This is a genomic window from Xanthobacter sp., from assembly GCF_041911315.1.
Lineage (GTDB): Bacteria > Pseudomonadota > Alphaproteobacteria > Rhizobiales > Xanthobacteraceae > Xanthobacter > Xanthobacter aminoxidans.
The window spans coordinates 1-20,030 of sequence record NZ_JAYRPE010000090.1 but is presented as its reverse complement, the minus strand read 5'-3'; the positions used below and the strand labels follow the sequence as shown (position 1 = coordinate 20,030).

The following is a 20,030-nucleotide window of genomic DNA, read 5'->3' as shown; positions in this document are numbered from 1 at the left end:
CCCCGAACCCGGAGACGCATTCATGTCCATGCCCGCCCTCAAGCTGGAAAAACCCTCGGCAGCCGTGCACGGCAAACCCGCGCCGGCCGCGCAAATCCCCGCCGCGCAAGTCCTGGCCGCGCAGGTGGTGAAGATGCCGGCGCGCAAGCGCCCGGCGCTGGCGGAGAAGATCGTGCCCTTGCTGAAGACGGCCGCGGCCAACATCGTCCCGCCCATCGTCGTCATCGCCCTGCTCCTGGGCCTGTGGCAGATCCTGTGCAGCGCCCCGGGCTCGGCCCTGCCGCCGCCCTCCTCCATCATCCAGAATTCGTGGGAGCTAATCGCCCACCCCTTCTATGACCGGGGCGGCCTCGACAAGGGCCTGTTCTGGCACATCCTCGCCTCGCTCCAGCGGGTGGCGGTGGGCTACAGCCTCGCGGCGGTGGCGGGCGTCGGCCTCGGGGTGCTCATCGGCCAGTCCACCTGGGCCATGCGCGGGCTCGACCCGCTGTTCCAGGTGCTGCGCACCGTTCCGCCGCTCGCCTGGCTGCCGCTCTCGCTGGCCGCCTTCCGCGACGGCCAGCCGGCGGCGGTGTTCGTCATCTTCATCACTGCCATCTGGCCCATCATCATCAACACGGCGGTGGGCATCCGCAACATCCCGCAGGACTACCGGAACGTTGCTGCGGTGCTGCGGCTGAACCCCATCGAATTCTTCCTGAAGATCATGATCCCGGCAGCCGCGCCCTACATCTTCACCGGCCTGCGCATCGGCATCGGCCTCAGCTGGCTCGCCATCATCGCGGCGGAGATGCTCATCGGCGGCGTCGGCATCGGCTTCTTCATCTGGGATGCGTGGAACTCGTCGCTCATCGGCGACATCATCGTGGCGCTCTTCTATGTCGGCATCACCGGTTTCATTCTGGACCGCATGATCGCCGCCGTCGGCGCCTTCGTCACCCGCGGCACCGCCGCTGCCTGAGGAGGCTTCCATGGGCGCCTATCTGAAGCTCGATCACATCGACAAGACCTTCACCCGCGGTTCCGCCTCCACCAATGTGCTGAAGGAGGTGACGCTCGACATCGACAAGGGCGAATACGTCTCCATCATCGGCCATTCCGGCTGCGGCAAGTCCACTTTGCTGAACATCGTCGCCGGCCTCACCTCCGCCACCACCGGCGGGGTGATCCTCGACGGGCGGGAGGTGAATTCCCCCGGCCCGGACCGCGCCGTCGTGTTCCAGAACCACTCCCTGCTGCCCTGGCTCACCGTCTATGACAACGTGCGCCTCGCGGTGGACAAGGTGTTCTCCGGCACCCGCTCGCGCGCCGAGCGGCATGACTGGACCCTGCACAATCTCGACCTCGTGCAGATGGGCCATGCCAAGGACAAGCGCCCCTCCGAAATCTCCGGCGGCATGAAGCAGCGCGTCGGCATCGCCCGGGCGCTCGCCATGGAGCCGAAGGTGCTGCTGCTGGACGAGCCGTTCGGCGCGCTGGATGCGCTCACCCGCGCGCATTTGCAGGACAGCGTGATGCAGATCCACGCCACGCTGGGCAACACCATCCTCATGATCACCCACGACGTGGACGAGGCGGTGCTGCTCTCCGACCGCATCGTGATGATGACCAACGGCCCCTCCGCCTATGTGGGCGAGGTGCTGGAGGTGAAGCTGCCCCGCCCGCGCAAGCGCCTCGAGCTGGTGACAAACCCCACCTACCTCAAGGCCCGCGAGGCGGTGCTGAAATTCCTCCACGAGCGCCACCGCTTCGTCGAGGCCGCCTGACGCAAAGGCGCGGCCTGCCCGCGCCCTCCTCCTAGACCGCCGAGACCACGCGCCCAACCGGCGCGCACGGGTTCGTGCGCCCTTCATCAGGAGTTTCGCCATGAGCCTGACCCCGCACCAGATCGAGCTGATCCAGGACTCGTTCGCCAAGGTGGTGCCCATCGCCGACACCGCCGCCGCCGTCTTCTACGGCCGGCTGTTCGAGATCGCGCCGCAGGTGAAGCCCCTGTTCAAGGGCGACATGAGCCTCCAGGGCGCGAAGCTCATGGCGACGCTGGGCATGGTGGTCGCCGGCCTCAGCGATCTCGGCAAGATCGTCCCCGCCGCCGAGAGCCTCGCCCGCAAGCATGTGGCCTATGGCGTGAAGGACGAGCACTACGCCCCCGTCGGCGCCGCGCTGATCTGGACGCTGGAGCGCGGCCTCGGCCCGGACTTCACGCCCGAGACCAAGGCAGCCTGGGTGGAAGCCTACGGCATCCTCTCCTCCGTCATGATCGCCGCCGCCGCCAAGGCGCCGGTCGCGGCCGAGTGAGGAGAGGCACGTGAGCGAGCCCCTTCTCGTCATCGGCAACGGCATGGCCGCCGCGAAGCTCTGCGAGGAGCTGACGCGGCGCGCGCTGGGCCGCCACGCCGTGGCGGTGATCGGGGCGGAGCCGCACCTTGCCTATAACCGCGTGCTGCTCTCCGAAGTGCTCGCCGGCCACATGAGCGCCGCCGAGGCGGAGATGAAGCCCGCCTCCTGGTGGCGCGCGCGGGGCGTGACGCTGCAATACGGCACCCCCGCCGCCGCCATCGACCGCACCGCCCGCGAAGTGGTGCTGACGGACGGCCGGCGCCTGCCCTTCGGCAAGCTGGTGCTGGCCACCGGCTCCCACCCCATCCGCCTGCCGCTGCCAGGCATGGCGCTGCCCGGCGTCCACACCTTTCGCGATTTGAAGGACGTGGAGGCCCTGCTCGCCGCCGCTGCCGTTCCCGGCACGCGCGCCGTCGTCATCGGCGGCGGGCTGCTGGGCATCGAGGCCGCCGCCGGGCTCGCGGGTGCGGGCGTCGAGACCCACCTCGTCCACCTCATGGACCGGCTGATGGAACGCCAGCTGGACGTCGCGGCTGGTGCCTTCCTCCGCCGCGCGGTGGAGGCCAAGGGCATCGAAGTGCTGCTCGGCGCCGCGAGCGAAGCCATCGAAGGCGAGAGCCGTGTCACCGGCCTGCGCCTGAAGGACGGCCGCGTGATCCCCGCCGACATCCTCGTGGTGGCCTGCGGCGTGACCCCCAATGCGGACCTCGCCCGTGGGGCGGGGCTGGAGGTGAAGCGCGGCATCGTGGTGGACGACACCCTCGCCTCCTCCGATCCGGACATCTTCGCCATCGGCGAATGCGCCGAGCATCGCGGCATGACCTACGGCCTCGTCGCCCCGGCCTATGAGCAGGCCGGCGTGCTCGCCCGCCGCCTCGCCGGGGAGGATGCGCGTTACGAGGGTTCGGTGGTCTCCACCAATCTCAAGGTGTCGGGCGTGCCCGTCTTCTCCGCCGGCGACGTCACCGGCGGTACGGGCACCGAGGACATCGTGCTCACCGATCGCGGTCTCGGCGTCTACCGCCGGCTCATCGTGAAGGACGGCGTTCTGGCCGGCGCCGTGCTGTTCGGCGACACGGCGGACGGCCTCTTCTACCTCGACCTCATCACCCGCCGCACCCCCATCGCCGCCATGCGCACCGAGCTTGCGTTCGGCCGCGATGCGGTGGCCGCCGCAGCCTGACAAGAAGAAGAAGAAAGGAAACCCCATGGGCGCCGATTTCACCCTCGACCAGAAGCGCTATCTGGAAGGCTTCGTCTCCGGCGCCAAGGCCGTGCAGATCGCCCGCGGCGCGCCCGCCGCCGCGCCGGTCGCCGAGATGACCGGGCCCGATGCCGCGAGCCATCGCGCCATGGCCCGCACCGAGGCCGAGGGCAAGAAGCTCACCCCCGAGGAAAAGGCGAAGCGCGAGGAGCTGGGGCTCGACGCCTACGACCGCATGCGCGCTGCGGCCCGCGACGGCGTCTTCCCCAAGGGCCCGGACGTGCTGCGCTGGAAGTATCACGGCTTGTTCTATGTCGCCCCGGCGCAGGACAGCTTCATGTGCCGGATGCGCATTCCCGGCGGCATCCTCAGCCACTGGCAGTTCCGCGGCGTCGCCGACATCGCCGAGCGCCACGGCGGCGGCTACACCGACATCACCACCCGCGCCAACCTCCAGATCCGCGAGATCCCGCCCACCGACGGCATCGCCGTGCTGGAGGGGCTGGTTTCCCTCGGCCTCACGGCCAAGGGCTCGGGGGCGGACAATATCCGCAATGTCACCGGCACCCCCACCGCCGGCATCGACCCGCAGGAACTGCTCGACACCCGCCCGCTGGCGAGCGCGTGGCACCATTACATCCTGAACAGCCGCGACATGTACGGCCTGCCGCGCAAGTTCAACGTGGCCTTCGACGGCGCCGGCACCATCGGCGCGCTGGAAGACACCAACGACATCGGCTTCCAGGCGGTGGAGGTGATGGACGGCTTCGGCATCGCCCCCGGCGTGTGGCTGCGCCTCGTGCTCGGCGGCATCACCGGCCACAGGGATTTCGCCCGCGACACAGGCATCGTGGTGCGCCCGGACGAGGCGGTGGACGTGGCGGCGGCCATCGTGCGCGCCTTCATCGACACCGGCGACCGCACCGACCGCAAGAAGGCACGGCTGAAGTACGTGCTCGATTCCCTCGGCTTCGACGGCTTCCTGAAGCGGGTGGAGGACAAGCTCGGCCGCCCCTTCACCCGCCTTGCCGCCGAGGCGGTGAAGCCGCGCCCGGAGCCGGACCGGCTCGCCCATCTCGGCGTCCATCCGCAGAAGCAGGCCGGGCTGAACTATGTGGGCGTGGCGACGCCCGTGGGCCGCATGAGCGCGGCGCAGATGCGCGGCCTCGCCGACATCTCGGCCCGCTTCGGCGACGGCGATATCCGCCTCACCGTCTGGCAGAATTTGCTCATCTCCGGCGTCGCTGATGCCGATATCGCGGCCGTTACGGACGCGGTGGAAGCGCTCGGCCTCACCACCAAGGCAACACCGCTCCAGGCGGGCATCGTCGCCTGCACCGGAGCGAAGGGCTGCCGCTTCGCGGCGGCCGACACCAAGGGCACCGCGCGGGCGATCCTCGCCCATTGCGAAGAGCGCGTCGCCCTCGACGGGCCGGTGAACATCCACGTCACCGGCTGCCACAATTCCTGCGCCCAGCACTATATCGGCGATATCGGGCTGATCGGGGCGCGGGTGCCCGTCAATGACGACGGAGACACGGTGGACGGCTATCACATCCTCGTCGGCGGAGGCTTCGGCAGCGCAGCCGCCATCGCCCGCGAGCTCTACCAATACGTGCCGGCGGAAGACGCCCCGGCCGTGGTGGAACGCCTGCTGAAAAGCTGGCAGGCCCACCGCGTCGAGGGCGAAAGCTTCGCCGATTTCACCCGCCGCATCGAGCCCGACGCGCTGAAGGCGCTGGCGGAGGCGGCATGAACCGCCCGGCCCCTTCCATTCGGCCGCTGCGCGACGTTGTGCGCTGGGCCCCGGCTCGCATTCCGCTGACGCTTCATGCGTCCGGGGCGCGAGAGCGGGATCGTGTCCCGGCCGACTGCAACGCAGCGCAGCGCAGTGGAAGGAGAGCCGGGACCCAGCGCAACATGCGCGCGCCCATGGCGCGCACCGTTTCCGGATCACGCCCATGAGCCTCCAGTCCCGTCCCCCCATCGTCCCCGTATTGCCCGACAGCGCCCCCTTCACGGCGGAGCAGCGGGCGTGGCTAAATGGCTTCTTCGCCGCAATCCTCTCCACCGAGACGGCGCCCGCGCCCATGGCCCTTTCGGCCGGCGATGCAGCGGCGCTGATGCCTGATATCTCCGCCCCCGCGCCCGCTGAAGAGGACGATGGCGCGCCTTGGCACGACCCGTCCATGCCGCTCCCCGAGCGCATGGCGCTGGCCGAGGGCAAGGCCCTGCCCCGGCGCATGATGGCGGCCATGGCGCAGCAGGATTGCGGCCAGTGCGGCTATGTCTGCGAGACCTACGCCAAGGCGCTGGCGAGCGGCGCGGAAGCCAAGCTCAATCTCTGCGCCCCCGGCGGCAAGGAGACGCTGCGCATGCTGAAGCAGCTCGCCGCCGAGACCTCCGCCCCCGCCGAGGCCGCGCCCGCTGCAGAGGCCCCCGCCCCGGCGCACCCGACGCCCATCGCGGCCGCTACCGGTACCCGCGAGAATCCCGGCGAAGTCACCTTCCTCTCCCGCACCCGCCTCAACAAAGCGGGCTCGGAGAAGGAGACCTGGCACGTGGAATTCGACCTCGCCGGCTCCGGCATCGACTATGCCGCCGGCGACAGCTTCGGCGTCTTCCCGGTGAACGATCCCGGCCTCGTCGCCGCCGTGCTGGAGGCGCTGCACGCCCCCGCCGATTTCCCCATCGCCGGCCATACGCTGGCCGAGGTGCTGGCCCGCGAGGTGTGCCTGAAATCGGCGCCGGACGCGCTCTTCACCCTCATCTCCTATCTCGTCGGCGGGGAGCGCAAGGCGAAGGCCCGCGCGCTTGCCAATGGCGAGGACCCGGACGGCGATGCCGCCACCCTCGACGTGCTGGCGGCGCTCACGAAATTCCCCGGCATCAGGCCCGATCCCGAAGCCCTGATCGAGTGCTTGGAGCCGCTGCAGCCGCGGCTCTATTCCATCTCCTCCAGCCCCGTCGCCACCCCCGGCCGGCTCACGCTGACGGTGGATGCGGTGCGCTACGATCTCGACGGCCGCACGCGGCTCGGCGTCGCCTCCACCTTCCTCGGCGACCGCCTGGCGCCGGGCACGCGCATGAAGGCCTATATCCAGAAAGCCCACGGCTTCGCCCTGCCGCAGGATTTGGCGAAGGACGTCATCATGGTCGGTCCCGGCACCGGCATCGCGCCCTTCCGCTCCTTCCTGCACGAGCGGCTGGCGACCAGGGCGCCGGGCCGCAACTGGCTGTTCTTCGGCCACCAAAGGCGCGAGACGGATTTCTTCTATGAGGACGAGCTCAGCGGCCTCCAGGCCGCCGGCTGCCTCACCCGCCTCGACACCGCCTGGTCCCGCGACGGCGACCGCAAGATCTATGTGCAGGATCGCATCCGCGAGGCCGGCGCAGAGCTGTGGGGCTGGCTGAAGGACGGCGCCCATTTCTACGTCTGCGGCGATGCCAAGCGCATGGCGAAGGACGTGGAGACTGCCGTCGCGGATGTGGCCGCCGCCTATGGCGGGCTCTCGGCCGAGGCGGCGGCGAAATTCGTCGCCGATCTCAAGACCGCCGGGCGCTATCAGGCCGACGTGTACTGAGCTAGAAATGATGGCCAAGCCTCAGGCAGGACCGGCATGAACGCCCCGCTCACCTCGCCCCCTTCGGTGAAGACCACCTGCCCCTACTGCGGCGTCGGCTGCGGCGTGAAGGCGACGCCGGACGGGCTGGGCGGCGCGCTCGTCGAAGGCGATCACGACCACCCGGCCAATCTCGGCCGCCTGTGCTCGAAGGGCGCGGCGCTGGGGGAGACGCTGGGGCTCGGCACCCGCCTGCTCCATCCGCTGGTGCGCGGCGCGGACGGCGTGCTCGCCCGCACCACCTGGGATGACGCGCTGGACCGCATCGCGGGAGACCTCCGCACCATCATCGACCGGCACGGGCCTCGGGCGGTGGCCTTCTATCTCTCCGGGCAACTGCTGACCGAGGATTATTACGCCGCCAACAAGCTGGCCAAGGGCTTCCTCGGCACGGCGAACGTGGACACCAATTCGCGCCTGTGCATGTCCTCCTCCGTGGCCGGCCACAAGCGCGGCTTCGGCTCGGACACCGTGCCGGGGAGCTATGAGGATCTGGACCGGGCGGACCTCATCGTCCTCACCGGCTCCAACACGGCGTGGTGCCATCCCGTCCTGTTCCGCCGCATGGAACAGGCGCGCAAGACGCGGGGCACGAAGCTCGTCGTGATCGACCCGCGCCGCACGGACACGGGGGCCGAGGCGAACCTGTTCCTGCCCCTCGCCCACGGCACCGATGCGCTGCTGTTCTCCGGCCTGCTGGTGCATCTGGCGCAGGGCCCGGCCTTCGATGCCGCTTATGTGGACGCGCACACGACAGGCTTTGCCGAAGCCTTGGAAGCCGCCCGTGCGGTGGCCCCCGATGCCGAAGCCACCGCGCGCGCCTGCGGGCTGGCGCTGGCGGACGTGGAACGCTTCTTCGCGCTCTTCACTGAAACGGCGCGCACCGTCACCTGCTATTCGCAGGGGGTGAATCAGTCGGCGGTGGGCACCGACAAGGTCAACGCCATCCTCAACTGCCATCTCGCCACCGGCCGCATCGGCCGGGAGGGCATGGGGCCGTTCTCACTCACCGGCCAGCCCAATGCCATGGGCGGGCGCGAGGTGGGCGGGCTCGCCAACCAGCTCGCCGCCCACATGGGCTTTTCCCCCGCCGAGGTGGACCGCGTGCGCCGCTTCTGGGGCGCGCCGCATATGGCCGAGCACGAGGGTCTGAAGGCGGTGGACATGTTCGCCGCCATCGGCCGGGGCGAGATCAAGGCCCTGTGGGTGATGGGCACCAACCCCGCCGTGAGCCTGCCCGAGGCGGACGCCGTGCGCACGGCGCTGGAAGGGCTGGAGCTGTTCGTCCTCTCCGAGAACGTCGTCGCCAACGACACGGCCGGCTGCCGCCCGCATGTGATGCTGCCCGCCGCCGCCTGGGGCGAGAAGGACGGCACCGTTACCAATTCCGAGCGCCGCATCTCCCGCCAGCGCCCCTTCCTGCCCCGCCCCGGCGAGGTGCAGCCCGACTGGTGGGCGCTCAAGGGCGTTGCGCAGCGCCTCGGCTTCGGCGCGGCCTTCGCGTGGCGCGGGCCGGCGGACATCTTCCGCGAGCATGCCGCCCTCTCCGGCTTCGAGAATGACGGCGCGCGGGATTTCGACATCTCCGCCTTCGCCAGCCTCACCGAAGCGGCCTACGAGGATATCGCGCCGGTGCAATGGCCCGTCCCCACCGGCCGGGCGGAGGGCACCGCGCGCCTGTTCGCGGACGGCGGCTATTTCACGCCCGACCGGCGCGCCCGCTTCGTCGCCCCGCGCCCCGTGGTGGCGGTTTCGGCCGAGAACGATTTCCCCTTCCTGCTCAACACCGGCCGCATCCGCGACCAGTGGCACACCATGACCCGCACCGGCCTTGCGCCCCGCCTCGGCGCGCACATCCCGGCGCCGTTCGTGGCGGTGCACCCGGATGATGCCGCGCCGCTCGGGCTCGCAACCGGGATGCTGGCCGAGGTGACGAGCGCCCACGGCCGCGCGGTGCTGGAGGTGGTGGTGGACGCCGGCCAGCGGCCCGGCACGTTGTTCGCGCCCATCCACTGGAGCCACGCCAATTCCTCCGACGGACGCGTCGGCGCGCTGGTGCATGCGGTGACGGACCCCATCTCCGGCCAGCCGGACTCCAAGGCGACTCCGGCCGCGCTGGCGCCTCATGCCGCCCCGTTCGAGGGCTTCGTGCTGGCCCGCCGGCCCATGGCGCTGCCGGAGGGCGTGTGGTGGGCGCGCGCGGCGCTGGAGGGTGGCTATGGCTGGCGCTTTGCCGGCCGCATGGGGCCTGAGGACTGGACGCGATGGGTGAAGGCGGAAGGCCCGGCCGATGTCGCCGAGCTGAGCGACACGCCCTCCGGCCTCTACCGCGCCGCCGCCTTCGATGCGGACGGGCGGCTCGATTTTGCGGTGTTCATCGGCGCCGCCGGCCAGCGCGTGGCGTGGGATGCGCTGAAGGGGCTGCTGGCCTCGGAGGTCTCGGCCGCCGACCGTCGCCTCGTCCTCTCCGGCCGCCGGGCGGGCGCGAATGCCGCCTGCGGGCCGCTGGTGTGCGCCTGCTTCGGGGTGCCGAAGGACACCATCCTCGCCGCCATCCGGGACGGTGCCGCCGATGCGGCGGCGGTGGGCGCGCGGCTCAAAGCCGGCACCAATTGCGGCTCCTGCCTGCCGGAAATCCGCAAGCTGATTCTGGAGGCGAAGGCGCCGGCGTGAGACGCCCTCGCGCCCCGGACGCATGCAGCGAAAGCGGAATGTGAGCCGGGGCCCAGCACAACGGGCCGCCGAAGGCGCTTCCGAACCTCGCCGCTCTCTGGCCATCGCCCCGCTGCGCGGGAACTCTTGCGCTGGACCCCGGATCAGCGCTCCGGCTGCGCCGTCGCTTGTCCGGGGAACAGGAGCATAAAGCCCCCCGGTCAAGCCGGAGGGCGAAGGGATGGCCTCAGCCTTCCTTGCCTTCGGCCTTGGCGCGCTCGATGCCTTCGAGGATCAGCTTGTGCGCCTCGGCGGCGTCGCGCCAGCCGACGATCTTCACCCACTTGTTGGGTTCCAGATCCTTGTAGTGCTCGAAGAAGTGCTCGATCTGCTTGAGGGTGATCTCGGGCAGGTCGTTGTAGTTCTGCACCTTGTCGTAGCGCTTGGTGAGCTTGGAGGAGGGCACGGCGATGATCTTCTCATCCATGCCGGCCTCGTCCTCCATCAGCAGCACGCCGACGGGGCGCACCGAGATGATCGCGCCGGCCACGATGGCGCGGGTGTTGGCCACCAGCACGTCGCAGGGGTCGCCGTCGCCGGAGAGGGTGTGCGGGATGAAGCCGTAGTTTCCGGGATACCGCATGGCGGTATAGAGGAAGCGATCCACGAAGAGGGTGCCCGCGGCCTTGTCCATCTCGTACTTGATCGGCTCCCCGCCGATCGGGACTTCGATCAGCACGTTCACGTCGTGGGGCGGGTTCTTGCCGATCGGGATCGCGTCGATGCGCATGGGATGCTCGCTCTTGACACTGGCTGCGGGACTTCGGGTCCGCTCCGACCAAAGTCGAATCGGCGCCACGCAAGGCTGCGCAGGCGCTTCGGACCCGACGGGCGGGTGCCCGTCCGGGCGCTACCGCTGCCAAGCGAAGGCGGTCTTGTCCAGCGTTTTCGAACCGAACTGCTCGGTCGAGGATGCGACCGGTTGCCCCCCCAACGCCTGATAGAAGCCCACGGCGCTTTCGTTTTCCGCGAGCGCCCACACCACGAGACCACCAAGCCGAGCGATGGCGAGATCGCGCCGGGCGGCCGCGAACAGGCGCTGGCCGAAGCCGAGGCCCTGATATTGCGGGTGGAGGTAGATTTCGTAAATCTCGCCGCCATAGGGCAGCGCCTTGGCGCGGTTGCCGCCGTAATTCACATAGCCGGCGATATCCTCGCCCACGAGCAGGACGGACAGGCGGCTGCCCCTGCGGATGGCGGCATCCCACCAGCGCGGGCCGCGCCGCTCCACCATGCGCTCCAGCTCGATGCCGGGGATGATGCCGCGATAGGCTGTCCGCCACGCGTCGTCATGGACCGCCGCGATCGCCTTGGCGTCGGCGGGCTTGGCCCTGCGGATCTCGATCAGGCCGGTCGTCATACCCGTGATGGAAGCAAACCCGGCGCCTTCCATCAAGGGGCATGACGCAGGACAGCCGCAACCGGCAGGGGACGACGCCTTGAGCCTTGCCGCACGCGCGCCCAAACCGCGCGGCGGCATAGGCACTTAGGAGGTATCAGGCCGCGACCTCGGGGATGAGGCGCACCGTCATCACAAAGCGGCGTTCCTCGCCCGCGGGGATGTGGAGAAGGCCCGGCTTCTCCACGAACGGGCGGGTATCGCCCTCCGGCGTTGCATAGCCGGACCATGGCTCGATGCAGAGGTAGGGCGCGCCGGGCTTGGTCCAGATGCCGAGGTCCGGCATGCCGGGAAAGGTGATGTCCAGCCCCGGCCGGCCCGGCACCCCATACTGGAGCCGGTGCGAATTGAGCCCGAGGAAGATCAGCGCGTCGCGCTCGAACATGGCGTCATCCGGCTTGAGCACCCCCTCGGCGGCGGGGCTCGGCTCGCTGGCGCGGGAGAGCAGGCCGTTGACGGGGCGGTGGATGGGCGCGGGCTCCGGCTGCTCGAAAATCACCCGGTGCTCGGCGCGCGTGCCGCCATAGGGCAGCGGCCAGAGGAAGGCGGGGTGGTAGCCGAAGCTCGCCGGCAGCACGCCGGGGCCGGGATTCGTCACCACCGCCTCCATGGCGAGCGTCGCGCCTTCGAGCGCAAAAGTGACCTCCAGCGCGAAATCGAACGGGTATTCCGCCCGCGTCGCCGCGCTGGGGAGAAGGCGGAAGGTGGCCCGGTCCGGCGCCTCTTCCACCACCTCGAACTCGGAGAAGCGCGCGAAGCCATGCCGGCGCATGGGGTGGCCCTTGCCCTCATGCACGAGGGTGAGGTCCGGCAGCTCGCCGACGATGGGAAAGAGCAGCGGCGCCCGGCCGGTCCAGTAGGCCGGATCGCCGTGCCACAGCAAGGCGCGGCCCTCGGCGTCGGCCAGCGCCCGCAGCTCGGCGCCCAGCGTGGAAATCTCCGCCGACAGCGCGTCCGAGCGCAGCGATACGGTCCTGCCCATGGTGTCCCCCCGGTTTCTTCCCTGCGCCAGCTGTAGCACCGGAGCGAAGCGGGGGCACGGGCTGGCGCGGCCCTCCCCAACGTCAGACCTACAACCAAAGGCGCACGCGCGGTATCCCTCACCCGAAAGTATTAGACAGCAAGGCTTCTGCAACAAGTGGGTTTCCAAGTCGGAAAAACGCCCGCCACGCCACGTAATAAAGCGTCAAAAAGCCACTCCAAACATTTACAGATCATCGATTCCCGCGCACTCCACAGAAGCAGGCAGCGCACTGCACAATACATTCGGCGTATGGCCGAAAGTACGGGGTTTCCTCAACTAGCGCGCGGCGTCGCCTCTGGTACAGAGTGCAGGGTGACGAGGCCGGTCGAGGCCAAGGTCGATCACGAAGATAACAACCGGGGCCCACGGGTACCGCGGGCTTTCAGGGAGGGCGACCCATGGACAATTCCGTGGCCGCACGCATTGCGGCCGATCCCAATTACCAGGCGCTGAAATCGCGCCGTTCGCGCTTCGGGTGGAGTCTCACCCTGGCGATGCTGGTCGTGTATTACGGCTTCATCCTGCTCATCGCCTTCCGCAAGGACCTTTTGGCCGCACGCATGGGTGACGGCGTGATGACCTGGGGCATTCCGATCGGCTTCGGCGTGATCGTGTTCACCATCCTCATCACCGCCATCTACGTCCGCCGCGCCAACGGCGAGTTCGACGCGCTCTCCGAGAAGATCAAGCAGGAGGCGCTCAAGTGAACGCGACGCTCCCGACCTCGTTCGCCCGCCGCGCGCTCGCCATCGGCGCCACGGCCGCGCTCGTCCTCGCCCCCACCCTGGCGCTCGCCGCCGGCGGCGATCTCGGGCAGGCCGACAAGCAGGCCACCAACTGGACCGCGATCACCATGTTCGTGGTGTTCGTGCTGGGCACGCTCTACATCACCAAGTGGGCGGCCGCGAAGACCAAGTCGGCCGCCGACTTCTACACCGCGGGCGGCGGCATCACCGGCTTCCAGAACGGCCTCGCCATCGCCGGCGACTACATGTCGGCCGCTTCCTTCCTCGGCATCTCCGCCGCGGTGATGAGCTCCGGCTATGACGGCCTCATCTACTCCATCGGCTTCCTCGTCGGCTGGCCGATCCTGACCTTCCTGATGGCCGAGCGCCTCCGGAACCTCGGCAAGTTCACCTTCGCCGACGTCGCCGCCTTCCGCTTCGCCCAGACCCCGGTGCGCGTGTTCGCCGCCTCCGGCACCCTGGTCGTGGTGGCCTTCTACCTCATCGCCCAGATGGTGGGCGCCGGCCAGCTCATCAAGCTGCTGTTCGGCCTCGACTACTGGATCGCCGTGCTGATCGTCGGCGCGCTGATGATGGTCTACGTGCTGTTCGGCGGCATGACGGCCACCACCTGGGTGCAGATCATCAAGGCCTGCCTGCTGCTCGGCGGCGCCACCTTCATGGCGGTCATTGTGATGTGGCGCTACGGCTTCTCGCCCGAGAAGCTGTTCGCCGCCGCGGTCGAGGTGAAGACCAACATCGCCGCCGCCAAGCCCGGCACCACGCCCCAGGCGGCGGCCGCGGCCGGCCAGTCCATCATGGGACCGGGCAACTTCATCAAGGACCCGATCTCGGCCATCTCCTTCGGCATGGCGCTCATGTTCGGCACCGCCGGCCTGCCGCACATCCTGATGCGCTTCTTCACGGTTCCGAGCGCGAAGGAAGCCCGCAAGTCGGTGATGTGGGCCACCGCCTGGATCGGCTACTTCTACCTCCTGACCTTCATCATCGGCTTCGGCGCCATCACCTTCGTGCTCACCAATCCGGAGTTCCTCACCGGTCCCGGCGGCGGGCTCATCGGCGGCGCCAACATGGCGGCTGTGCACCTCGCCCATGCGGTCGGCGGCAACGTGTTCCTCGGCTTCATCTCGGCGGTGGCGTTCGCGACCATCCTCGCGGTGGTGGCCGGCCTCACGCTCTCGGGCGCCTCGGCGGTGTCGCACGACCTGTATTCGACGGTCATCAAGAAGGGCAAGGCCGACAGCGCCTCGGAGCTGAAGGTCTCCCGCATCACCACGGTCTGCCTCGGCATCCTCGCGGTGCTGCTCGGCATCGCCTTCGAGAAGCAGAACATCGCCTTCATGGTGTCGCTGGCCTTCGCGGTTGCCGCCTCGGCCAACTTCCCGGTGCTGTTCATGTCGGTGCTGTGGAAGGACTGCACCACCAAGGGCGCCGTCATCGGCGGCTTCCTGGGGCTCCTGTCCTCGGTGGTGCTGACCGTGCTCTCGCCTTCGGTGTGGGAAGCCACCCTCGGCAACCCGGCCGGCTCCGCGCCGTTCCCCTACACCTCGCCGGCGCTGTTCTCCATGACGCTCGGCTTCGTCGGCATCTGGCTGTTCTCGATCCTCGACAACAGCCAGCGGGCGAAGATCGACCGGGCCGGCTTCCCGGCGCAGGAAGTGCGCTCCGAGACGGGCATCGGTGCCGCGGAGGCGTCGGGGCACTGACCTTTCGTCAGTCGCTCCATGCTAGGCTAACGCCATGCCACGGCCGGACCACATGACCGGCCCCCCGAACGGGGACCGCCGGGAGGATGAACCCCGGGCCGCCACGGCCCGGGGCACAGCCCCCCACGGTCCCGAGGACGCCCCCGCAGCGTCCGGCCCGCCCGCCCCCGGGCGGGCCTCGCCGTCAGAACGGGACCGGCGCGAGCTGGTCTCGCTCATGACCTCGCGGGTGCGCGACGTCTATCTGCGCAAACCCTTCTTCGTGGACGGGGCGACCGACCTCGTTTCCCTCTGCCGCGACCTCTCCGCCCGCCGCCTCAGCGAAGCCGTGGTGCGCGACGCCGGCCGCATCGGCATCTTCACCACCACCGACCTGCGCGACGCGCTCACCCGCGACACGCCCCCCGCAGCCCTCACGGTGCGCGAGGTCGCGACCTTCGAGCCCTGGTGCATCTCCCCCGATGCCGAGCTGTTCGAGGCGCTCATCCTCATGCTGCGCCACCGCATCCACCGCCTGCTCGTGCGCGCGGGCGGCGGACGGGCGACGGGCGAGGACGGCATCCTCGGCGTGCTCGGCCAGCTCGACCTGATGGCCTTCGTCGCCAACCACTCCCATCTGATCGCCCTGGAGGCCGCCCACGCGGGCAGCCTCGACGAGCTGAAGGCCGCCGCCCGGCAGATCGACAGCATGGTCGCCGTGCTCAGCGCCGACGGGGTGCGGGTGGAGGTGATCGCGGCGCTGGTGGGCGAACTCAACCGGCAGGTGTTCCGCCGCCTGTGGGAGCTGCTGGCGCCGGAAGAGCTGCGCGCCAAGTCCTGCCTCGTCATCATGGGCAGCGAGGGGCGCGGCGAGCAGATCATCAAGACCGACCAGGACAACGGCCTGCTCCTCGCCGACGGCTTCGCCTTCGCGGGGCTCGACGACATCACCGCGCGCTTCACCGCCGCGCTGATCGATTTCGGCTATCCCCCCTGCCCCGGCGGCGTCATGCTCAGCCGGCCCACCTGGTGCCAGCCGCTCTCCGCCTTCAAGGAGACGCTGAAGGACTGGATCCACGGCGGGGCCATTGACGGCCCCAAAAAGGACGGGCCGATGAACCTCGCCATCTTCCTCGATGCCGTGGCGGTGGCGGGCGATGCCTCCCTGCTCGCGGCGGCGCGAGGGCATGTGGATTTCCTGATGATGGGCGACCACGGCTATTTCGCCCGCTTCGCCCAGGCGGTGGAACGCTTCGGCGAGAGCGGAAGCTGGTGGAGCCGCCTGCCCGGCCTCACCGGGCGCGGCGCGGCCGAGGTGGACCTGAAGAAGCTCGGCATCTTCCCCCTCGTCCACGGCGTGCGGGCGCTGGCGCTGGAACACCGCATCACCGCGCTGGGCACCGCCGACCGGCTCGCCGCGCTGGTGGCGGCCGGGCACATGGACGAGGGCTTCGCCCGCGATCTCACCGATGCGCTGCGCCTGTTCATGGGCATGAAGCTCGCCAGCAACCTGAGGCAGATCGCCGAGGGCCGCGCCCCCGGCAATGCGCTGCGCCTCGCCGATCTCGGCACGCTGGACAGGCAGGCGCTGAAGGAGGCCCTCGCCATCGTGCGCGGCTTCAAGCAATGGCTCTCCCGCCACTACCGGTTCGACGCCCTATGAGCCCCGGCCGCGCCTCCGCAGAGCCTGCCGAGCCGCCGGGAGGGCGCGGGCCGGACCGCCAAGGACCGGACCGGCAGGGGCTCATCGCGCTGGCGGCACTGGGCGTGCTCGCCTTCAATTTCCCGCTGCTGGCGGTGTGGGACACGGAGGCGACCGTCTTCGGCCTGCCTCTGCTGCCGGTGGCACTGTTCGCCATCTGGGGCGCGCTGATCGCGGCTTTGGCGTTTGCGAGCGAACGGCGCGGGCATGGGGCGGCCTCCCCCCTTCTCCCGGCCGAGCCGGACGAGCACTGAGGCGGCATCATGAACCCCGCCCTCTCCCCGGCCCTCGTCATCGGCGTCGCCGCGCTCTATCTGGCAGCGCTGTTCGCCATCGCCGCCTTCGCCGACCGCCGGGCGCGGGAGGGCCGCTCGCTCATCGGCAATGCGTGGGTCTACGGCCTGTCGCTGGCGGTCTATTGCACCGCCTGGACCTATTTCGGCAGCGTCGGCCGCGCGGCGACCACGGGCGTGTGGTTCCTGCCCATCTATCTCGGCCCGACACTGGTGATGCTGGTGGCCTGGGTGGTGGTGCGCAAGATGATCCGCATCGCCCACACCTACCGCATCACCTCCATCGCCGATTTCATCGCCTCCCGCTATGGCAAGAGCCCGCTGGTGGCGGCGGTGGTGACGCTGATCACTGTCGTCGGCATCGTCCCCTACATCGCCCTGCAACTGAAGGCCGTCTCCGCCGGCTACACGGTGCTCACCGCCACCGGCGCGCAGACGGCGGCGCCGAGCTGGTGGCAGGACGGGACGCTGCTTGTGGCGCTCGCCCTCGCGCTCTTCACCATATTGTTCGGCACCCGCCACCTCGACAGCGCCGAGCGGCACGAGGGCATGGTGGCGGCGGTGGCAGCGGAATCCCTCGTGAAGCTCGTCGCCTTCCTCGCGGTGGGCGCCTTCGTCACCTACGGCCTGTTCGGTGGCTTCGCCGATGTGTGGGCGCGCGCCTCGGCGCTGCCGGGGGTGACGGGCCTGCTGACGCTCTCCGGCGCGGGCAATTTCGCCTGGGCGCAATGGTTCAGCCTCACCCTGCTTTCCGGCCTCTCCGTGCTGCTGCTGCCGCGCCAGTTCCAGATGATGGTGGTGGAATGCGTGGACGAGCGGCACCTGAAGCGCGCCGCATGGCTGTTCCCGGCCTATCTCCTCGCCATCAACATCTTCGTCCTCCCCCTCGCGCTGGGCGGGCTCGTGCTGCTCGGCAAGGGCGCGGACCCGGAGACCTTCGTCCTCACTTTGCCGCTGGCCCACGGGGCGGGGGCGCTGGCGCTCATCGCCTATGTGGGCGGGCTCTCGGCGGCGACGGGGATGCTGATCGTCGAGACCATCGCCGTCTCCACCATGGTCTGCAACGACCTGGTGATGCCGGCGCTGCTGCGCCTCAAGCTCATCCGCGCCGACGGGGGCGACCTCACCCGCCTCCTCCTCAACATCCGCCGCGCCGCCATCCTCTGCGTGCTGCTGCTCGGCTATCTCTATTTCGTGGTGGCGGGGGAGGCCTATGCGCTGGTCTCCATCGGCCTCATCAGCTTCGCGGCGGTGGCGCAGTTCGCCCCGGCGCTGCTCGGCGGCATGTACTGGCGCGGCGGCACGCGTCTCGGTGCCTTGGGCGGGCTCCTCGGCGGCTTCGCCGTGTGGGCCTATACGCTGATGCTGCCCTCGGTAGCGAAATCCGGCTGGATGGACGGCGCCTTCCTCACCCATGGCCCGTTCGGCATCGCCGCCCTGGCGCCCGAGCGGCTGTTCGGCCTCTCCGGCCTCGACAACCTCTCCCACGCCCTGTTCTGGAGCCTCCTCGTCAACGGCGCGCTCTATGTGGGGCTCTCGCTCTGGCGCGCGCCGTCCGGGCGGGAGGCGAGCCAGGCGCTGCTGTTCGTGGATGTATTCGCCCGCGGCCGCAGCGCCGCCGATCCCGTCTTCTGGCGCGGACGGGCGCACCGGGCCGACCTCGAAGCCCTCGCCCGGCGCCTGCTGGGCGCGGACACCGCCCGCCAGATCTTCGAGGACCACGCCCGCGAGCGCGGCACCGGCGACGTGGCGGACCTCACCGCCGATGCCCGCCTCGTGGACCTCGTGGAGCGCCGCATCGCCGGCGTGGTCGGCTCGGCCTCCGCCCGCGTGCTGGTGGCGGCGGTGGCGGACGAGGAGCCGCTGGGCGCCGGCGACGTGATGGACATCCTCAACGAGGCCTCGCAACTGCGCGTCTATGCCCGCGCGCTGGAGGAGAAATCCCGCTCGCTGGAGATCGCCTCCGCCGAACTCTCCGCCGCCAACGCCCAGTTGCGCACGCTGGACGAGCTGAAGGACGACTTCATGTCGTCCGTAACCCACGAATTGCGCACCCCGCTCACCGCCATCCGCGCCTTGTCCGAACTCATGCTCGACACGCCGGACATGGAAAGCGAGCAGCGGCAGGACTTCCTGCGCATCATCGTGGGCGAGAGCGAGCGGCTGGGGCGGCTCGTCAACCAGGTGCTGGACATGGCCAAGATCGAATCGGGCCATGCTGAGTGGCACAGCACGGATGTGGACCTCAGGGCCCTCGTCGCCGACGCGGTGAAGGCGACGGCCGAACTCGCCCGCACCAAGGGGGCCGAGATCGTGCTCACCGCCCCCGCCTCGGTGCCGACCGTGAAAGCCGATCCCGACCGCCTCACGCAGGTGATGCTGAACCTCATCTCCAACGCCGCGAAATTCGTGCCGGCGCAAGGCGGGCGCATCGACGTGCGGCTGTCCGCCGACGCCGGCGGGCTGGAGGTGCAGGTGGAAGACAACGGCCCCGGCGTACCGCCCGCCGACCGCGACACCATCTTCGAGAAGTTCCGCCAGGGCGGCGACGCCCTGAACCGCCCGCCCGGCACCGGGCTCGGGCTTCCGATCAGCCGCCGGATCGTGGATCATTTCGGCGGAAAGATCTGGCTGGATCAACGGGAGGGGAAAGGCGCATGCTTCGCCTTCCGGCTGCCGCTCCGGTCCCAAGGGGCGAACGCCCCGACACTAACAATTTCGGCAGAAGCCGAAGAGACCACATGAGGAGGAAACGCCATGGACAGGGAGATCGCCATGGAGCCGGGCGCCCATCCCGCGCCCTGCCCGCAAGGGGCCAAGGTGCTCATTGCCGATGACGAGCCCAACATCGTCATCTCGCTGGAGTTCATGATGAAGCGCGAGGGCTTCGCCGTGCTGGTGGCGCGCGACGGCCGCGAGGCGCTGGAGACCATCCGCCGCGAGCATCCGCACCTCGTGCTGCTGGACGCCACCATGCCCGGCATGAGTGGCTTCGACGTGTGCGAGGCGGTGCGGGCGGACGCCGAGGTGCGCGCGACCCGCATCGTCATGCTCACCGCCAAGGGCCGCGAGACCGACATGGCCCGCGGCGTCGGCGCGGGGGCGGACGCCTATGTCACCAAACCCTTCTCCACCCGCGAGCTGATGCAGAAGGTGAAGGACATGCTGGCCGAGCCGCCCGCCGGGAGCCTGCCTGCATGAAGTTGCCGCGGGGGACGGGCGCCGTTCTGGCCATGCTACTGCCGGGGCTCGCCCTCGCTCTGTGGCTGGTGCTGGGCGCCGGCTTCCTGCTGATGGCGCTG

At 69.8% G+C, this 20,030-nt stretch carries 16 protein-coding genes; 13 read left to right on the top strand and 3 right to left on the bottom strand.

The window, feature by feature from the left end; translation table 11 throughout:
• The first annotated feature begins 22 nt into the window (after window positions 1-22).
• From ntrB to ACE3QW_RS24935, 7 genes are all read left to right on the top strand, one after another.
• Complete coding sequence (ntrB, locus tag ACE3QW_RS24965; protein ID WP_374254781.1) at window positions 23-961, top strand: nitrate ABC transporter permease; 939 nt, start codon at window positions 23-25, stop codon at window positions 959-961.
• A 10-nt stretch (window positions 962-971) separates the two neighbouring features.
• Window positions 972-1,766 (top strand): ABC transporter ATP-binding protein, encoded by a 795-nt coding sequence (locus ACE3QW_RS24960; RefSeq protein WP_374254780.1) that lies wholly within the window; start codon window positions 972-974, stop codon window positions 1,764-1,766.
• Window positions 1,767-1,872: 106 nt separating this feature from the next.
• A complete protein-coding gene (locus ACE3QW_RS24955; protein ID WP_374254788.1) occupies window positions 1,873-2,298 on the top strand; it encodes a globin family protein in 426 nt (141 codons plus the stop codon).
• Between the two features lie 10 nt (window positions 2,299-2,308).
• On the top strand, window positions 2,309-3,523 hold the full coding sequence (locus ACE3QW_RS24950) for an NAD(P)/FAD-dependent oxidoreductase (protein ID WP_374254779.1): 1,215 nt from the start codon (window positions 2,309-2,311) through the stop codon (window positions 3,521-3,523).
• 25 nt (window positions 3,524-3,548) lie between these two features.
• Window positions 3,549-5,300, top strand: coding sequence for a NirA family protein (locus ACE3QW_RS24945; RefSeq protein WP_374254778.1), 1,752 nt, complete (start codon window positions 3,549-3,551; stop codon window positions 5,298-5,300).
• 205 nt (window positions 5,301-5,505) lie between these two features.
• Complete coding sequence (locus ACE3QW_RS24940; RefSeq protein ID WP_374254776.1) at window positions 5,506-7,128, top strand: sulfite reductase subunit alpha; 1,623 nt, start codon at window positions 5,506-5,508, stop codon at window positions 7,126-7,128.
• Between the two features lie 36 nt (window positions 7,129-7,164).
• Complete coding sequence (locus tag ACE3QW_RS24935; protein ID WP_374254775.1) at window positions 7,165-9,840, top strand: molybdopterin-dependent oxidoreductase; 2,676 nt, start codon at window positions 7,165-7,167, stop codon at window positions 9,838-9,840.
• Window positions 9,841-10,066: 226 nt separating this feature from the next.
• Here the strand turns inward: ACE3QW_RS24935 and ppa are convergent, their stop codons facing one another.
• From ppa to ACE3QW_RS24920, 3 genes are all read right to left on the bottom strand, one after another.
• Window positions 10,067-10,609 (bottom strand): inorganic diphosphatase, encoded by a 543-nt coding sequence (ppa, locus tag ACE3QW_RS24930; protein ID WP_029556675.1) that lies wholly within the window; start codon window positions 10,607-10,609, stop codon window positions 10,067-10,069.
• 120 nt (window positions 10,610-10,729) lie between these two features.
• Window positions 10,730-11,239: a GNAT family N-acetyltransferase gene (locus ACE3QW_RS24925; protein ID WP_029556674.1), complete on the bottom strand. Its 510-nt coding sequence runs from the start codon at window positions 11,237-11,239 to the stop codon at window positions 10,730-10,732.
• A gap of 136 nt (window positions 11,240-11,375) precedes the next feature.
• Complete coding sequence (locus tag ACE3QW_RS24920) at window positions 11,376-12,260, bottom strand: aldose 1-epimerase family protein (protein WP_374254772.1); 885 nt, start codon at window positions 12,258-12,260, stop codon at window positions 11,376-11,378.
• Between the two features lie 440 nt (window positions 12,261-12,700).
• On the opposite strand from ACE3QW_RS24920, the gene ACE3QW_RS24915 reads away from it, so the two are divergent.
• The 6 genes from ACE3QW_RS24915 to ACE3QW_RS24890 all read left to right on the top strand — a co-directional run bounded on the left by ACE3QW_RS24915 (window position 12,701) and on the right by ACE3QW_RS24890 (window position 19,929).
• Window positions 12,701-13,009: a DUF485 domain-containing protein gene (locus ACE3QW_RS24915; RefSeq protein WP_024277041.1), complete on the top strand. Its 309-nt coding sequence runs from the start codon at window positions 12,701-12,703 to the stop codon at window positions 13,007-13,009.
• Window positions 13,006-14,754: a cation acetate symporter gene (locus ACE3QW_RS24910; RefSeq protein ID WP_374254771.1), complete on the top strand. Its 1,749-nt coding sequence runs from the start codon at window positions 13,006-13,008 to the stop codon at window positions 14,752-14,754. The genes ACE3QW_RS24915 and ACE3QW_RS24910 overlap by 4 nt, the downstream gene beginning before the upstream one ends.
• A 217-nt stretch (window positions 14,755-14,971) precedes the next feature.
• On the top strand, window positions 14,972-16,396 hold the full coding sequence (locus ACE3QW_RS24905; RefSeq protein WP_374254769.1) for a putative nucleotidyltransferase substrate binding domain-containing protein: 1,425 nt from the start codon (window positions 14,972-14,974) through the stop codon (window positions 16,394-16,396).
• Complete coding sequence (locus tag ACE3QW_RS24900; RefSeq protein ID WP_374254767.1) at window positions 16,393-16,689, top strand: hypothetical protein; 297 nt, start codon at window positions 16,393-16,395, stop codon at window positions 16,687-16,689. The genes ACE3QW_RS24905 and ACE3QW_RS24900 overlap by 4 nt, the downstream gene beginning before the upstream one ends.
• Window positions 16,690-16,698: 9 nt before the next feature.
• Window positions 16,699-19,473: an ATP-binding protein gene (locus tag ACE3QW_RS24895; RefSeq protein WP_374254765.1), complete on the top strand. Its 2,775-nt coding sequence runs from the start codon at window positions 16,699-16,701 to the stop codon at window positions 19,471-19,473.
• Between the two features lie 12 nt (window positions 19,474-19,485).
• The gene (locus ACE3QW_RS24890; protein ID WP_374254764.1) at window positions 19,486-19,929 is read left to right on the top strand and encodes a response regulator transcription factor; all 444 of its coding nucleotides are present in this window, start codon (window positions 19,486-19,488) and stop codon (window positions 19,927-19,929) included.
• Window positions 19,930-20,030: the final 101 nt, after the last annotated feature.

Coding starts and splice junctions, on each gene's coding strand:
- ACE3QW_RS24940 (WP_374254776.1), top strand. CDS start 5,506: ATGAGCCTCCAGTCCCGTCCCCCCATCGTCCCCGTATTGCCCGACAGC.
- ACE3QW_RS24895 (WP_374254765.1), top strand. CDS start 16,699: ATGAACCCCGCCCTCTCCCCGGCCCTCGTCATCGGCGTCGCCGCGCTC.
- ACE3QW_RS24890 (WP_374254764.1), top strand. CDS start 19,486: ATGGACAGGGAGATCGCCATGGAGCCGGGCGCCCATCCCGCGCCCTGC.
- ACE3QW_RS24935 (WP_374254775.1), top strand. CDS start 7,165: ATGAACGCCCCGCTCACCTCGCCCCCTTCGGTGAAGACCACCTGCCCC.
- ntrB (WP_374254781.1), top strand. CDS start 23: ATGTCCATGCCCGCCCTCAAGCTGGAAAAACCCTCGGCAGCCGTGCAC.
- ACE3QW_RS24900 (WP_374254767.1), top strand. CDS start 16,393: ATGAGCCCCGGCCGCGCCTCCGCAGAGCCTGCCGAGCCGCCGGGAGGG.
- ACE3QW_RS24945 (WP_374254778.1), top strand. CDS start 3,549: ATGGGCGCCGATTTCACCCTCGACCAGAAGCGCTATCTGGAAGGCTTC.
- ACE3QW_RS24915 (WP_024277041.1), top strand. CDS start 12,701: ATGGACAATTCCGTGGCCGCACGCATTGCGGCCGATCCCAATTACCAG.
- ACE3QW_RS24925 (WP_029556674.1), bottom strand. CDS start 11,239: ATGACGACCGGCCTGATCGAGATCCGCAGGGCCAAGCCCGCCGACGCC.
- ACE3QW_RS24905 (WP_374254769.1), top strand. CDS start 14,972: ATGACCTCGCGGGTGCGCGACGTCTATCTGCGCAAACCCTTCTTCGTG.
- ppa (WP_029556675.1), bottom strand. CDS start 10,609: ATGCGCATCGACGCGATCCCGATCGGCAAGAACCCGCCCCACGACGTG.
- ACE3QW_RS24960 (WP_374254780.1), top strand. CDS start 972: ATGGGCGCCTATCTGAAGCTCGATCACATCGACAAGACCTTCACCCGC.
- ACE3QW_RS24920 (WP_374254772.1), bottom strand. CDS start 12,260: ATGGGCAGGACCGTATCGCTGCGCTCGGACGCGCTGTCGGCGGAGATT.